Source organism: Streptomyces sp. PTL18, assembly GCF_059510295.1.
Genome location: NZ_JCAJZO010000001.1, coordinates 674,478 through 688,622, shown reverse-complemented (window position 1 = coordinate 688,622; position 14,145 = coordinate 674,478). Strand labels below are relative to the sequence as shown.

Annotated in this window: 16 protein-coding genes and 1 pseudogene; 11 read left to right on the top strand and 6 right to left on the bottom strand. The window is 71.8% G+C overall.

Annotation, left to right across the window (positions count from 1 at the left end):
• Positions 1–40 precede the first annotated feature (40 nt).
• The 3 genes from ligD to AC5WS8_RS03240 all read left to right on the top strand — a co-directional run bounded on the left by ligD (position 41) and on the right by AC5WS8_RS03240 (position 3,339).
• Positions 41–1,087 (top strand): non-homologous end-joining DNA ligase, encoded by a 1,047-nt coding sequence (gene ligD, locus AC5WS8_RS03250; protein ID WP_496101694.1) that lies wholly within the window; start codon positions 41–43, stop codon positions 1,085–1,087.
• A gap of 201 nt (positions 1,088–1,288) precedes the next feature.
• Positions 1,289–2,239, top strand: coding sequence for a multicopper oxidase domain-containing protein (locus AC5WS8_RS03245; RefSeq protein WP_496101693.1), 951 nt, complete (start codon positions 1,289–1,291; stop codon positions 2,237–2,239).
• A gap of 62 nt (positions 2,240–2,301) precedes the next feature.
• Positions 2,302–3,339, top strand: a complete 1,038-nt coding sequence (locus AC5WS8_RS03240; protein ID WP_496101692.1) for a LacI family DNA-binding transcriptional regulator — start codon at positions 2,302–2,304, stop codon at positions 3,337–3,339.
• Between the two features lie 9 nt (positions 3,340–3,348).
• Here the strand turns inward: AC5WS8_RS03240 and AC5WS8_RS03235 are convergent, their stop codons facing one another.
• Positions 3,349–4,143: a VOC family protein gene (locus tag AC5WS8_RS03235; protein WP_496101691.1), complete on the bottom strand. Its 795-nt coding sequence runs from the start codon at positions 4,141–4,143 to the stop codon at positions 3,349–3,351.
• 371 nt (positions 4,144–4,514) lie between these two features.
• Here AC5WS8_RS03235 and AC5WS8_RS03230 point away from each other — a divergent pair, with 371 nt between their 5' ends.
• Together AC5WS8_RS03230 and AC5WS8_RS03225 are read left to right on the top strand one after the other, a co-directional pair.
• Positions 4,515–4,766, top strand: coding sequence for a WhiB family transcriptional regulator (locus AC5WS8_RS03230; protein WP_496101690.1), 252 nt, complete (start codon positions 4,515–4,517; stop codon positions 4,764–4,766).
• Positions 4,767–4,818: 52 nt separating this feature from the next.
• Positions 4,819–5,034, top strand: coding sequence for a hypothetical protein (locus AC5WS8_RS03225; protein WP_388566351.1), 216 nt, complete (start codon positions 4,819–4,821; stop codon positions 5,032–5,034).
• A 29-nt stretch (positions 5,035–5,063) separates the two neighbouring features.
• Here AC5WS8_RS03225 and AC5WS8_RS03220 read toward each other — a convergent pair whose 3' ends face one another.
• From AC5WS8_RS03220 to AC5WS8_RS03205, 4 genes are all read right to left on the bottom strand, one after another.
• Complete coding sequence (locus AC5WS8_RS03220) at positions 5,064–5,531, bottom strand: hypothetical protein (protein ID WP_496101689.1); 468 nt, start codon at positions 5,529–5,531, stop codon at positions 5,064–5,066.
• 185 nt (positions 5,532–5,716) lie between these two features.
• Positions 5,717–6,745, bottom strand: coding sequence for an acyl-ACP desaturase (locus AC5WS8_RS03215; RefSeq protein ID WP_496101688.1), 1,029 nt, complete (start codon positions 6,743–6,745; stop codon positions 5,717–5,719).
• 172 nt (positions 6,746–6,917) lie between these two features.
• The gene (gene ddaH, locus AC5WS8_RS03210) at positions 6,918–7,694 is read right to left on the bottom strand and encodes a dimethylargininase (protein WP_496101687.1); all 777 of its coding nucleotides are present in this window, start codon (positions 7,692–7,694) and stop codon (positions 6,918–6,920) included.
• A 155-nt stretch (positions 7,695–7,849) separates the two neighbouring features.
• Positions 7,850–9,475 carry an ABC-F family ATP-binding cassette domain-containing protein gene (locus AC5WS8_RS03205; RefSeq protein WP_496101686.1) on the bottom strand — a complete coding sequence of 542 codons (1,626 nt, stop codon included), beginning with the start codon at positions 9,473–9,475 and terminating at the stop codon, positions 7,850–7,852.
• 343 nt (positions 9,476–9,818) lie between these two features.
• On the opposite strand from AC5WS8_RS03205, the pseudogene AC5WS8_RS03200 reads away from it, so the two are divergent.
• A pseudogene (locus AC5WS8_RS03200) lies at positions 9,819–10,073 on the top strand (hypothetical protein); the annotation flags it as partial.
• A gap of 83 nt (positions 10,074–10,156) precedes the next feature.
• Positions 10,157–10,426, top strand: a complete 270-nt coding sequence (locus AC5WS8_RS03195; RefSeq protein ID WP_496101685.1) for an isocitrate lyase/phosphoenolpyruvate mutase family protein — start codon at positions 10,157–10,159, stop codon at positions 10,424–10,426.
• A gap of 306 nt (positions 10,427–10,732) precedes the next feature.
• On the opposite strand, the gene ssgD is transcribed toward AC5WS8_RS03195, so the two are convergent.
• Positions 10,733–11,149 carry a spore wall synthesis regulator SsgD gene (gene ssgD / locus AC5WS8_RS03190; protein WP_496101684.1) on the bottom strand — a complete coding sequence of 139 codons (417 nt, stop codon included), beginning with the start codon at positions 11,147–11,149 and terminating at the stop codon, positions 10,733–10,735.
• Between the two features lie 320 nt (positions 11,150–11,469).
• On the opposite strand from ssgD, the gene AC5WS8_RS03185 reads away from it, so the two are divergent.
• From AC5WS8_RS03185 to AC5WS8_RS03170, 4 genes are all read left to right on the top strand, one after another.
• The gene (locus AC5WS8_RS03185; RefSeq protein WP_496101683.1) at positions 11,470–11,793 is read left to right on the top strand and encodes a plasmid stabilization protein; all 324 of its coding nucleotides are present in this window, start codon (positions 11,470–11,472) and stop codon (positions 11,791–11,793) included.
• A 34-nt stretch (positions 11,794–11,827) separates the two neighbouring features.
• Positions 11,828–12,526, top strand: coding sequence for an endonuclease V (locus tag AC5WS8_RS03180; RefSeq protein WP_496101682.1), 699 nt, complete (start codon positions 11,828–11,830; stop codon positions 12,524–12,526).
• Positions 12,527–12,588: 62 nt separating this feature from the next.
• Positions 12,589–12,753 carry a morphogenic membrane protein MmpA gene (mmpA, locus tag AC5WS8_RS03175; protein ID WP_496101681.1) on the top strand — a complete coding sequence of 55 codons (165 nt, stop codon included), beginning with the start codon at positions 12,589–12,591 and terminating at the stop codon, positions 12,751–12,753.
• Between the two features lie 195 nt (positions 12,754–12,948).
• Positions 12,949–14,142: a CaiB/BaiF CoA transferase family protein gene (locus AC5WS8_RS03170; RefSeq protein WP_496101680.1), complete on the top strand. Its 1,194-nt coding sequence runs from the start codon at positions 12,949–12,951 to the stop codon at positions 14,140–14,142.
• Positions 14,143–14,145 lie beyond the last annotated feature (3 nt).

Genomic DNA, 14,145 nt, shown 5'->3' with positions numbered 1-14,145 from the left:
CGGTGTGCGAGGTTCGGGGCGGGCGCCTACCGTGGCTCGCATGGGTGATGCGGTGGAACTGGAGGTGGCGGGCCGGACGGTCCGGCTGTCCAGTCCCGACAAGGTCTTCTTTCCGGAGCGCGGCTTCACCAAGCTCGACCTGGCGCAGTACTACATGGCCGTCGGTCCCGGAATCCTCCGTGCCCTGCGCGACCGGCCCACCACCCTGGAGCGCTACCCGGACGGCGTGACGGGCGAGTGGTTCTTCCAGAAGCGGGCGCCCAAGAGCATGCCGGACTGGATCCCCACCGCCCACATCACCTTTCCCAGCGGCCGCAGCGCCGACGAGATGTGCCCGACCGAGGTCGGCGCCGTCGTCTGGGCCGCTCAGTACGGGACGCTCACCTTCCACCCGTGGCCGGTGCGCCGCGACGACGTCGACCGGCCCGACGAACTGCGCATCGACCTCGACCCGCAGCCCGGTACCGACTACGCCGACGCGGTGCGCGCCGCCCACGAACTGCGCGCCGTCCTCGACGAGCACGGCGGCCTGCGCGGCTGGCCCAAGACCTCCGGTGGTCGCGGCCTGCACGTGTTCGTGCCCATCGAGCCCCGCTGGACCTTCGCCCAGGTGCGCCGGGCCGCGATCGCCGTCGGGCGCGAGATGGAGCGGCGGATGCCCGAGCACGTGACCATCGCCTGGTGGAAGGAGGAGCGCGGCGAGAAGATCTTCCTGGACTACAACCAGACCGCGCGAGACCGCACCATCGCCTCTGCCTACTCCGTACGCCCGAGGCCGCACGCACCGGTCTCGGCGCCCCTGCGCTGGGAGGAGGTCGACGACGCGGAGCCCCGCGACTTCGACCTCGTGACCATGCCCCGCCGGTACGCCGAACTCGGCGACGTCCACGCGGACATGGACGGTCACGCCTTCTCCCTCGAAGCGCTCCTCGAACTCGCCCGCCGTGACGAACACGACCACGGCCTCGGGGATCTGCCCTATCCGCCCGAGTACCCGAAGATGCCGGGCGAGCCGAAACGTGTGCAGCCGAGCCGGGCACGGCGCGAGCGGAAGCCGGAGACCCCTGAGGGGCCGGCCGCCTCCTGAGAGCCCGGTCGCCTCACGACACGTTCGGACGGTCCCTGATCCGTGGTTACTCCATTCGCTGACGACACGTAAATGTCGGTATGTCGTCAATGCGAAGAATTTGTCCGATGTGCGGATAAGCTCGCGCTGTGCCGCTATCGGTCCGTTGTTCGCCCCAGCGGCCCTTCTCCATGAATTGCGTACGAGGATGGGGAGTTCCGCATGGACAGACGTGGCTTCAACCGACGGATGCTGATCGGTGGTGCGGTCGTCGCGACATCGTTGTCGCAAGCTCCGGAGGCTTTCGCGGACGGCGGGCCGCGGACGGCGCCCGCCGGTGGCAGGGAGAGGCACATCAAGCTGTTCGCCGCGAGGCTCGGTGACGGACGGATGGGTTACGGCCTCGCGAACGGGAAGGCCACCATCCCCGGCCCGGTGATCGAGCTCATCGAGGGCGACACGCTGCACATCGAGTTCGAGAACCGGCTGGACGTCTCGACGGGCCTGCATGTGCACGGGGTGGACTACACGATCAACAACGACGGGACGAAACTCACCGAAAGCGTGGTGCGACCGGGCCGTACGCGCACCTACGTGTGGAAGACGCACACTCCGGGCCGCCGCGCGGACGGCACCTACCGGGAGGGCAGCGCGGGCTACTGGCACTACCACGACCACAACATCGGCACCCCGCACGGCACGGGCGGCGTCCGAGCGGGCCTGTTCGGGGCCCTGGTCGTGCGCCGCCAGGGTGACGTCCTTCCCGACAGGACGCACACCATCGTCTTCAACGAGACGTCGATCAACAACAGCAGGGGGCGCTCCGGACCCACGTTCGAGGCCACCGTCGGAGACCGCGTCGAGTTCGTGATGATCACGCACGGGGACGAGTTCCACACGTTCCACCTCCACGGTCACCGCTGGGCGGACAACCGCACCGGACTGCTCACCGGTCCCGAGGACTCGAGCCAGCTCATCGACACGAAGGTGGTGGGTCCCGGCTTCTCCTTCGGTTTCCAGATCATCGCGGGGGAGTCGGGCGGCGCGGGCGCGTGGATGTACCACTGCCACGTCCAAAGACACGCCGACAAGGGGATGGACGGACTGTTCCTCGTGCGGAGGCAGGACGGAACGATCCCCGAGTACGACGATTCCTCGCCGCACCGGCACTAGGCATCGGGAGCGCTCTCAACGGTCGGGGCTATTCTGATCCGCGACCGCCGAGGAGGACCCACGTGACCGAGACCGCGCCGCGCCCCACGCTGGAGGCCGTGGCCGCCCGGGCCGGGGTCTCCCGGGCCACGGTGTCCCGCGTCGTCAACGGCGGCGACGGAGTGCGTCAGCCCCTCGCCGAGCGGGTGCGCCGCGCCGTGGAGGAACTCGGGTACGTACCCAACCAGGCCGCGCGCAGCCTGGTGACCAGGCGGCACGACGCGGTCGCCGTCGTGATCGCCGAGCCCGAGACCCGGGTCTTCGCCGACCCCTTCTTCGCCCTGCAACTGCGCGGCATCAGCAAGGAGCTGACGGCCCATGACTCCCAGCTCGTCCTGCTGCTGACGGAGGGCCGCGCGGACCACGCCCGGGTCGGCCGCTATCTCGCCGGCGGGCACGTCGACGGCGCGCTGGTCTTCTCGCTCCACCTCGACGACCCGCTGCCCGACCTGGTGCGGCGAGCCGGGGTGCCCACCGTGTTCGGCGGGCGGCCGGGCTGGGGCGACGGCACCCGCAGCGCGGTCTACGTCGACAGCGACAACCGCGGCGGTGCCCGAGAGGCCGTGCATCACCTCGTGGGGCTCGGCCGCCGCCGCATCGCGCACATCACCGGCGCCCTCGACCAGACGTCCGCCGTGGACCGGCTCGACGGGTTCCGCGATGTGATGGCCGATGGAGACCCGGGGCTGGTCGTGGAGGGCGACTTCACCCCTGCCGGTGGCGAACGCGCGATGCGGAAACTGCTGGCGCGCTGTCCGGACCTGGACGCCGTCTTCGCTGCCAACGACCTGACCGCCGCGGGCGCCCTGCGGGTGCTGCGCGCCGAGGGCCGCCGGGTGCCCGACGACGTCGCCGTCATCGGTTTCGACGACATGCTGCCGGTCGCCGAACAGACGGACCCGCCGCTGACCACGGTCCGCCAGGACATCGAGGAGATGGGCCGCTTGATGGCCCGTCTTCTGCTGCGCGGCCTGGAACGGCGAGGTGACGAGCCGGGAACGGGCGGCGCGCCGTCGAGTGTGGTGCTGCCGACGACGCTGGTCCGGCGGGCGTCGGCGTGACGACCGGCGTCAGCTCTGCTGCGGTGCGCTCTTGATCACCGCGAAGCGGGCTCCGTACGGGTCGGCGAGCCGCGCGATACGGCCCACACCCTCGAGGTCCGTCGCGGGCATCCGGACGCTGCCGCCCAGCTCCTGCGCCTTGCTCACCATCACGTCCGCGTCCGTGACCTCGAAGTACGGCAGGAAGTGGGCGCCCGCCTCCGTTTCCGCGGGGGTGTCGTCGGCCAGCGGCACCAGGCCGCCGAACATGTCGTCCCGGCCCCCGCTTTCCGGGTTGATGCACGTGTACGTACCACCGGGGAAGGGCACTGCCTCGGTCTCCCAGCCGAGTACCTGGCGGTAGAACGCGGCGGCGCGGGCCATGTCCGGCGTGTACAGCTCGACCCAGCACAGCGAGCCGGGGTCGCCGGCCACCTCGATGCCCTTGGTACGGCCCGGCTGCCAGATGCCGAACGGCACGCCGGCCGTATCGGCGAGGACGGCCATGTGGCCCTCACCCATCACGTCCATGGGCCGCATGAGCACGTTGCCGCCGGACTGCTCGGCCGCCTTGGCGGTGGCTTCGGCGTCGGCGCTCTGGAAGTAGACGGTCCAGGACGGCGGCCCCTGCTCCGGGGTGGTCTGCATGCCACCGGCCGCTGTCCTGCCGGAGAGCTGGAAGAAGCCGTAACCGCCGGCGTCGGGGCCCGCCGACTGGAACTGCCAGCCGAAGAGACCGCCATAGAAGGAGCCGGCGCCGTCGATGTCCGGGGTGCCGATGTCGAGCCAGTTGGGAGCGCCGTTGACGAAACGGGTGGTGAGCATCTCTGCCCTCCTTCGAGGGTTCCCGTTGCCTGCTCTGCCGAGTCTTCCACCCACCACTGACGATCGCTGCCGGAATGACGCCGAGAGCCCTGTGACGTTCCGTGATCGCCCGGGTGCGCGCTCGTCACGGGCTTCCGGCGCGCCGCCGTGCGCGGCGCCGCCGGGCGGCGGCATCATCGGGGAGCCGTACCGGGGCGGGAGCCTCCGGAGGCCGGAACTCCTGCTGGACCGGAGTCCTGGGGGCTGCGGGTCGTCGGTCGCGGTCGCGGCCGCCGTGGTCCGGGGGATCGGCCGGCTCGGCCGGATTCGCCGGATCGGCCGTTGATCCCGTGTTGATCAAACGTTTTTCGCCGCGCGACACGATCTCGGCCATGCACATCGAAGCGATCATCGCGTCCGACAGCGCCTGGCGGGGCCGGGCGCTCTGTGCGCAGACGGGGGGCGACTTCTTCTTCCCCGAGCCGGGCAGTTCGGTACGGGAGGCGAAGCGTATCTGCGCGCTGTGCGAGAGCCGTGCCGCGTGTCTGGAGTACGCGCTCACCCATGACGAACGGTTCGGCGTCTGGGGCGGGCTGTCCGAGAAGGAGCGGCTGCAGCTGCGGCGGACGCAGGACGGCGGGTGAGCGCTCCGCCCGTCCGGATGCGCGGCCGAGCGCCCGGGACGATCCTGGATACATGCTCGGACGGGCCCCTGTCATCGTTCATCCGCCGTCGGGTACCGGCGGCCGCCGGGTGACCGCGCGCGGGGAGAGCCTGGGGGTGGCGTTCTCCGACGAGGACGTGATCGAGTTCCTCGGCCGGGCCGGGCTGCCCGATGCCGAGGACCTGCTCGACGACCCCGCGTGGGTGAAGTGGCGCGGCGCGGACGCGCACCACTACGAGGCCGCGTAGGGAGCGCCGTGGCGAGGACGGGACCCTGCTCACTCCTCGCCGGCGGTCGCCAGCACAGCGAGCGTCTCGCCCGCCCGGCGCAGCGCATGCCGTAGCACCACCGGGGAATGCAGCAGCCCGCTTCCATCGGGCGGGACGATCCACTCCAGCGGACCGGCGGGCCGGTACGGCGGAGGCACGGCGACCCAGGCGCCCCTGCCCGCGTGGCGGACCCCGACGCCGGCCCAGTGACCGGGCGGATCCGGCGGGAGGAAGAAACCCACTCTGAGCGCCGCCGAATCCACCAGAGTCGGTCCGGGCGTCCGCACCGGGTCGTCCCACAGGATGTCCAGGGCGAACAGCCCCAGCCGACTCGGAACGCTCAGCACGTCCCAGTGGCGTCCGGCCTCCAGCAGTGCGGTGCCGCCGCCCCGCTCCCACTGCTGCGTGCAGGCATGCGGGTCCGGTGCCGCGGCGGCCAGCCACTGAACGCCGCGCATCCACATCGCATTCGTCATGACCCGCTCCAGGGGCGCCATCCGGCCCGACCGGCCCGACCAGGCGTACGACAGGGACAGGCCGGGCGGGTGCCCGCACGGAGCGCCCACCCGGCATATGCATGCTGAGGGATGCCTCCGTGCGGCGAACAGGGTGGCGCGACATGGCGTTTTCGGCGCAGTCGGATGCGGTCCGGGAGACGCGGTCACGTCCCGGCCTTGGCCGCCGTCCCGGCCTTGGCCGCCGTCCCGGCCTTGGCCGCCGTCCCGGCCTTGGCCGCCACCCTGGCCTTGCGGGCGGCCAGCTTCTCGTCGAACCGGGTGGCCTCGGTTTCCAGGCCGTTCATGAACAGGCCGAGTTCCTCCTGCGCCCGGCGCCCTTCGGGGCCCAGGCCGTCGATCTCCATGACCTTCAGGAAGCGGAGCACCGGCTGGAGTACGTCGTCGTTGTGGATGCGCAGGTTGTAGACCTCGCCGATCGCCATCTGCGCGGCTGCGCGTTCGAAGCCGGGGATGCCGTGGCCGGGCATGCGGAAGTTCACCACGACGTCCCGCACCGCCTGCATGGTGAGGTCGGGGGCGATCTCGAAGGCCGCCTTCAGCAGGTTCCGGTAGAACACCATGTGCAGGTTCTCGTCGGTCGCGATGCGGGCCAGCATCCGGTCGCACACCGGATCGCCGGACTGGTGGCCGGTGTTGCGGTGCGAGATGCGGGTGGCCAGCTCCTGGAAGGCGACGTAGGCGACGGAGTGCAGCATCGAGTGCCGGTTGTCCGACTTGAAGCCCTCGCTCATGTGCGCCATACGGAAACGTTCCAGCTGGTCGGGGTCGACCGCCCGGGAGGCGAGCAGGTAGTCCCGCATCACGATGCCGTGCCGGCCCTCTTCCGCCGTCCAGCGGTGCACCCAGGTGCCCCACGCGCCGTCGCGGCCGAACAGCGAGGCGATCTCGTGGTGGTAGCTGGGCAGGTTGTCCTCCGTCAGGAGATTGACGACCAGCGCGATCCGGCCGATCTCGGTGACCGTCGACTGCTCCTTCTCCCAGGCCACACCGTCCTCGAAAAGGGCCGGGAAGTTGCGGCCGTCGCCCCAGGGGACGTACTCGTGCGGCATCCAGTCCTTGGCGACCTTCAGATGCCGGTTCAGTTCCTTTTCGACCACTTCCTCCAGGGCGTACAGCAGCCGGGCGTCGGTCCAGACAGAGGGACTGCCGAGATGGGGAGAGGTGATCGTCACAGGAACTCCAGGGGGAACGGCGAAAACAGTGCGGCACCGGCCGGCGGCGCCGGAACCTACGGGATCGTAAGCTACGAAGCCGTAGGTTACGAATCCGTAGGTTAAGTGCGCTGTAAAGGCCACTGCTCAGCTGGAGTTCGCCGCTCGTGGCGCGTGGGCAGCGGTCACCCGGTCAGTCGTACAACTCCCGCAGCCGCACCGACAGGCACGTCACACATCCCTCCAGCTTCTCGAACTCGCTGATGTCCACGACGACCGGTTCGTGACCGAGGTCGGCGAGCAGGTCGGCCGTCTTCGGCGCGCTGGCCGCCATGAGCAGCCTGTCGCCGCCGAGCAGCACGACGTGTGCGCCGGACTCCTCCGGCACCGGAAGGAAACGCGGGAACAGCGACGGCTTGTCCACCAGCGGGACATGGCCGATGACCGTGCCGTCGGGCAGCGCGGTGACCGCCGACTTCAGGTGCAGCACCTTGGAGACGGGCACCGGGACCACCCGGGCGCCCAGGGGTTCGAAGACCGCGCGCATCTGCCGGACGGCGGCCGCGTTGGTGCGTCCGCCGCGGCCGACGTAGAGCGTGTCGTCGACCTTCAGGACGTCACCCCCGTCGAGGGTGCCGGGCTCCCAGATCCAGTTCACCGAACAGCCCAGCCGGGCCACGGCCTCCTCGACGCCCGCGGTCTCCTCGCGCCGCGACTCGGCGCCCGGACGTGCGATCAGTGCGACGTTCTTGTACATCACCACCGTGTCCTCGACGAACACCGAGTCCGGGCAGTCGTCGGCCGGTTCCACCTCGCTGGTCTCCCAGCCGTGCTCGCGCAGCGTCCGCGCGTACTCCTCCCACTGCTCGAGCGCGCGATCGACGTCGACCTTCTCCCGCTCGATGTGGGTCACCAGCCCCTCGGCCAGGCGCGGGCTGGGTCGGCGGATGAGGGCCTTCTTGCTGGGCACGTGCGGCACTCCGTCTCGGCTGATGATGTCGCCCGCCATCATGCAGGGCCGGAACCCGGGGGCAAAGCCCCGGGCTCCGCCACGGCGGGAACCGGGCGTCGCCCCGGTCAGAAGCCCCGGGCTCCGCCACCGGGCGGAACCGGGCGCCGCCCCGGTCAGAAGCGGTCGGGATCGGCGAGGGCCTCCGGCGTGGTCTCCTCCAGCTCCCCGTCGAGCAGCAGCCAGCGTGTGATGCCGATCGACTCCAGGAACGGCAGGTCGTGGCTCGCCACGATCAGTGCCCCCTCGTACGACTCCAGGGCCGTGGTGAGCTGCCGGACGCTCGCCATGTCGAGGTTGTTGGTCGGCTCGTCCAGCATCAGCAGCTGCGGCGCGGGCTCGGCGAGCAGCAGCGCGGCCAGGGCGGCGCGGAAGCGCTCGCCGCCCGAGAGGGTCCCGGTCGGCTGGTCGGCCCGCGCGCCGCGGAACAGGAAGCGGGCCAGGCGCGCCCGGATCCGGTTGTTGGTGGCGGCGGGTGCGAACCGGGCCACGTTCTGCGCGACCGTCAGCCCGTCGTCGAGGACGTCCAGCCGCTGCGGCAGGAAACGCAGCGGCACATGAGCCGTCGCCTCACCCGCCACCGGCTCCAGCTCGCCGGCGATGGTGCGCAGCAGCGTGGTCTTGCCCGCGCCGTTGCGCCCGATCAGCGCGACCCGCTCGGGACCGTGCAGGTCCAGGCCGCCCGCCCGGGCGCCGTACGTCAGCTCCAGGTCTCGGAGGGTCAGGACGGACCGCCCCGGTGGTACCGCCGTGTGGGGCAGGTCGACGCGGATCTCGTCGTCGTCCCGGACCGCCTCGACCGCCTCGTCCAGCCGTTCCCTGGCCTCGGCGAGCCGTCCCTCGTGCAGGAGGCGATGCTTGCCCGCCGACTCCTGGGCGGCCCGCCGGCGCGCTCCCATGACGATCTTCGGTTCCCGCTTGCTGTCCCACATCTTCTGCCCGTACCGCTTGCGGCGGGCCAACCTCACCTCTGCGTCGATGAGTTCGCGCTTCTGCCTGCGCAGGTCGGCCTCGGCGACGCGCACCATGCGCTCCGCCGCCTCCTGTTCGACGGCCAGTGCCTCCTCATACGCGGAGAAGGCGCCGCCGAACCAGGTGACCTCGCCGGCGTGCAGATCGGCGATCTGGTCGACACGGTCGAGGAGTTCCCGGTCGTGGCTGACCACGACCATGACCCCCGTCCAGGCCTCGACCGCCGCGTACAGCCGTCTGCGCGCGTACAGATCGAGGTTGTTGGTGGGTTCGTCGAGCAGCAGGACGTCCGGGCGGCGCAGCAGCAGCGCGGCCAGCCGCAGCAGGACGGACTCGCCACCGGAGACCTCGCCGACGGTGCGGTCCAGTCCGATGTGGCCGAGGCCGAGTTCGCCGAGCACCGCCTCGGCGCGTTCCTGCACGTCCCAGTCGTCGCCGACGGTCGTGAAGTGCTCCTCCGCCACGTCGCCCGCCTCGATGGCCTGCAGCGCGGCGCGCTGCGCGGCGATGCCGAGCGCCGCGTCGACCCGCAGTCCGGTGTCGAGCGTGACGTTCTGCGGCAGATGGCCGACCTCGCCGACGACGCGCACGGTGCCCGAGGCCGGGGTGAGTTCACCGGCGATCAGCTTCAGCAGGGTGGATTTCCCCGATCCGTTGATCCCGACCAGTCCCGTCCTGCCCCGGGTGAAGGCCACCTGGAGGCCGTCGAAGACGGAGGTGCCGTCGGGCCAGGAGAAGGACACGGAGGTACAACTGATGGAAGGTGACATACGGGCCTCGCGGTTGCTCAGGGGCGGGTGTCGGGCAACGCGTGTGAGACACCGCATGGGGCGACGGTCCGCGAACGGAGGGAAGAGGAAGCTCCGCACCAAGAGGACGGCTCGAACGCCGAGGTCGCACGCGACGCACACAGACACGGACAGTGCTGTGTGACGCGGTGTCTCAAGACCTCAGACGAGCAACGTCCTTCTCCTTCCGGCGGCGACAGATGCGTTCTCCACGGTAGGAGGGACTCCCTGAGGGCGTCAACGGATTAAAAAGGCGCCGAGTGCGCCCCGGTGACTCGCCCCTGTCGCCACCACACCTTGTCGGATTTCCGCCGGCCACCGGCCCGTGCGGCTGGTTGCCTCCCCGGCTGACGAACACGACCTCGCCGCGTGCGCAGCCCTCGCCTTCCGCACCTGCACGGTGGACGGTCGTCCGCTCGTGCTGCCCAACGCCTGGGACCTCGCCGGTGTGCGGCTCGTCGAGGACACGGGGCGGCGGGCGGCGCCACCACGAGCGCCGGGACGGCCTGCGAGCCGGGCGCGGCCGACGGCGCCCCGGCCCCCGGGCGGTGACGCCCTCGCCGCGGTGGCCGGGACCGCGGACGCGGTGGCCGTGCCGGTGAGCACGGACATCCCCAGCGGGTACGCCGATGATCCGGCGGGCGGCGAGAAACGATCAGAAGGGTGCTCGCGGCGGGCGCCGTCGGCGTCGACATCGAGGACGGACTGTGCGGCGGCGCCCCGCTGCGTCCGGTCGCCGAGCCGGCGGCGCGCATCGCCGCCGCACACGAGGCCGCCGACACGGCCGGGGTGCCGTTGTTCGTCAACGCGCGCGTGAACACGTATCTGCGCGGCGCCGGGGGCTGGAGGCGACCCGGGAGCGAGCCGCCGCGTACCTCGTCGCCGGGGCGGACGGCGTCTTCGTCCCCGGGGCCGTCCACCCGGGGACCGTGAAGGCGTCGCCGAGGGCGTCGAGGGCCCGCTGAACGTGACGGCCGGCCCGGGCGCGCCCGCGGTCGCCGAACCGGCCACCCTCGGCGTCGCCCGCGTCGCCCGCGTCGGCTCGGGCGTCGCGCAGGCCGTCCGCACTCCGGTCCGCCGCGCCCCACGGGAGCTGCTGGAGGCGGGGACGTACCCGGCGCCGGCCGACGGCCTGGACCACGGGGAGCTCAACGCGCCGCTGCGCGGGGACCGTCGGAAGTCCGGAGGGGCGCGGGGCTGTGACCGTGCCCGGCTCCGCCGAGCCGGCGCGCGAGGAGCTCAGCAGGCGTCCCGCATCAGCTCGGCCAGGTCCTGGTCCAGGTCCACGTGCAGATGCTCAAGACCCACCGGCACCAACTCGGTGGCGCGCCGCAGGAAGCGCCGGATCTCGTCCGAGTGGACGTGCACCACGGCGGTGCCCTCCGGGGCGTGGAACTCCAGGACGGTGCGCTCGTAGCCGTACGGCCGCACCCGGACGTCCCCGTGGCCCTCCGGTGCCTCCAGACCGGCGGTGAGGAGTTCGCGGGCGAAGGTCCAGCACACCTCCACACCCTCCAGGGTGGCGGGGGCGGGGAAGGTCATGCGGACGGCGAACGGGTCGCTCCGGTCGTAGTGGAGCACGGCCGGAATGCTCTGCATGCGCGGCGCGGCAGCGACGAGACGGGCCTCCACGGGCTGCTCGATGACGGTCGACAACGCCTTGCTCCCTTGTGACGGCTGGACGGACTTCGGGCGGATGAGACCAGGCACTTGAAGGGACGATGGAATCGGCCGACCCGTGCACATGAAATGCGAGTGACCTCTGTCACCGAGTCCATGCCGCCGGGCGCCGCACGGTGAGGGCGATCACTCCGGTGCCCCGCGGTCTCCGGGACACCGGAAAGGACACCCGGCACCCGCGTACGGTTCCCTGGAGGGCCGTGACGGCGATCCCCGGCGAAAAGAGACGGCGACGGTGAGCCCCTGCGAAAAGGGGTACCCGGGGGACACCCGCATTCGGAGAGGAAGTGACGGTCATGCCACGCGGCTCCAGCCCCAAGCGGGAACGTCAGTACGAGCACATCAAGGAGAGCGCGCGCGACCGCGGGGAGAGCGAGGGGCGCGCGAAGGAGATCGCGGCGCGGACCGTGAACAAGGAGCGCGCCCGTTCCGGTGAGTCCAAGAGCGCGAGCCGCACGTCCACCCAGGGCAAGTCGTCCGCCCAGCGCGGCGGAGAGCGCTCGGGCAAGGGCGCGCAGGGGCAGACGTACGACCAGCTGTACGAGGAGGCCAAGCGGCGCAACATCCGTGGCCGTTCGGACATGAACAAGAGCGAGCTGCAGCGCGCGCTGGGTAAGTGACGGGCCGACCGCGGGCCGTACGCTCGTCACCACCATGACCACCGTACGCACCCCCGCGGACTGGCCCGCGACCGAAGAAGAGGCCCGTGCCGTGCAGCACGAACTGCGCGGCCGGGTGGTCCTCGACGAACCGGGGCCGCCGCCCGGAGCCGGCCCCGTCACAGGGGTCGACGTCGCCTACGACGACGAGCGCGGCATGGTCGCGGCGGCGGCCGTGGTCCTGGACGCGGGCACGCTGACACCGCTCGCCGAGGCCACCGCCGTCGGTGAGGTCTCCTTCCCCTACGTCCCCGGACTGCTCGCCTTCCGCGAGGTCCCCGCGGTCCTGGCCGCGTTGGAGGCCCTGGACCACGATCCAGGGTTGGTCGTCTGCGACGGCTACGGCCTGGCACACCCCCGGCGTTTCGGTCTGGCCAGCCACCTCGGCGTACTCACGGGACTGCCCACGATCGGCGTCGCCAAGAACCCGTTCACCTTCACCTACGAGGAGCCGGCCACCGAGCGCGGCAGCAGGAGCCCGCTCCTCGCGGGCGCCGAAGAGGTCGGCAGCGCCCTGCGCACCCAAAGGGGCGTCAAGCCGGTGTTCGTCTCGGTGGGGCATCGCGTCGACCTCGCCACCGCCTGCGCGCACGCCCTCGCGCTCGCCCCGGCGTGCCGCATCCCCGAGTCCACGCGACGCGCCGACAGACTGTGCCGGCGCACCCTGGAGGAGGCCCGTCGGGCCTCCTCCTGAGTACGGCGCCCGAGGCAGCGGACGGATGTGTCCGCACGGCCCTGAACGGCGGGGTGGGCGACATGACGACGCACCGCGCACCCACGAGCGTGGGCTCCCCCGCCCAGCCCGTCGGGCGGACGGCGACGGCCGCTCCGCTGCCCGCCGGGCTCGCCGTCCTGGCCGTCCTCGCCGGGCTCGGCTGGATCGTCGGGACGGTCCTCGGGGTCCTGCAGTGGCGCTCCTGACGCCCGGCCGGTGGTCGTTCCCTCCCGCGCCGTTGTCCGTGGCCGGGTCTAGCGTGGGGTGAGAAGGTGCGCACGGAGAGTGTGGGGGTCGGGCCCGTACTTGACTAAGCGCTTGCTCGATCGGATAGTGCCCGTACTGGAACGCGTTCTCGACATCACGATGCCGCATCGGTGGGTCACGGAGCTGGGGGCCGGATGGCAGTGGCAAGGACGCCGGGGCAGGGCCCCCTGGCCGGCGTGCGCATCGTCGAGCTGGCCGGCATCGGGCCCGGCCCGTTCGCTGGCATGCTCCTCGCCGACCTCGGCGCCGACGTCGTCCGCGTGGACCGGCCGCACGGCTCCGGGCTCGCCGTCGACCCCGAGTACGACGTCACGAACCGCAACAAGCGCTCGGTGATCGTCGATCTGAAGGCCGAGGACGGCCCGGCCCGCGTCCTGGACCTGGCCGAGCGCGCCGACATCCTCATCGAGGGCTACCGCCCGGGCGTCGCGGAACGCCTCGGCGTCGGCCCGGAGACCTGCCAGGCCCGCAATCCCCGGCTCGTCTACGGCCGGATGACCGGCTGGGGCCAGGAGGGCCCGCTCGCCCCGCGCGCCGGACACGACATCGCCTACATCGCGCTCACCGGCACGCTCGGCATGATCGGTGCCCCGGACGCGCCGCCCGCGATCCCCGCGAACCTCGTCGGCGACTACGCGGGCGGCGCGCTCTACCTCGTCGTCGGCGTCCTCGCCGCCCTCCACCACGCCCGCGCGACCGGAACCGGCCAGGTGGTGGACGCGGCCATCGTCGACGGCGCCGCCCATCTGGCGTCGATGATCCACGGCATGCTCGCCGCCGGGGGCTGGCAGGACCGGCGCGGCGCCAATCTGCTCGACGGCGGCTGCCCGTTCTACGGCACGTACGAGACGGCCGACGGCCGGTACATGGCGGTGGGCGCCCTCGAGCAGCAGTTCTACGCGGAGTTCGTGCAGCTGCTGGGCATCGGGGACCAGGCCCCCGCCCGCAAGGACGCCACCTGTTGGGGTGAACTCCGGGAGATGGTCGCGGCCCGTTTCAAGACGCGCACGCGTGACGAGTGGACCGCCGTCTTCGAAGGCTCCGACGCCTGCGTGGCGCCCGTCCTGTCGCTCCGTGAGGCTCCGGCACACCCCCACCTCGCCGCCCGCGGCACCTTCACCGACCACGGCGGCATCACCCAGCCGGCGCCCGCCCCCCGCTTCTCGGTCACCCATACGGCGGTGCACAGCGGCCCCGCCCAGCCCGGTGCCGACACCGAGGACGTCGCCCGGGACTGGGACGTGCCCCGGCTCCTCGCAGCGGCGACCGATGAAGCGTTCGACCCTCCTGGACCACGCCTGCCCGGCCGACCCTCCTCGAAAGGCTGACAG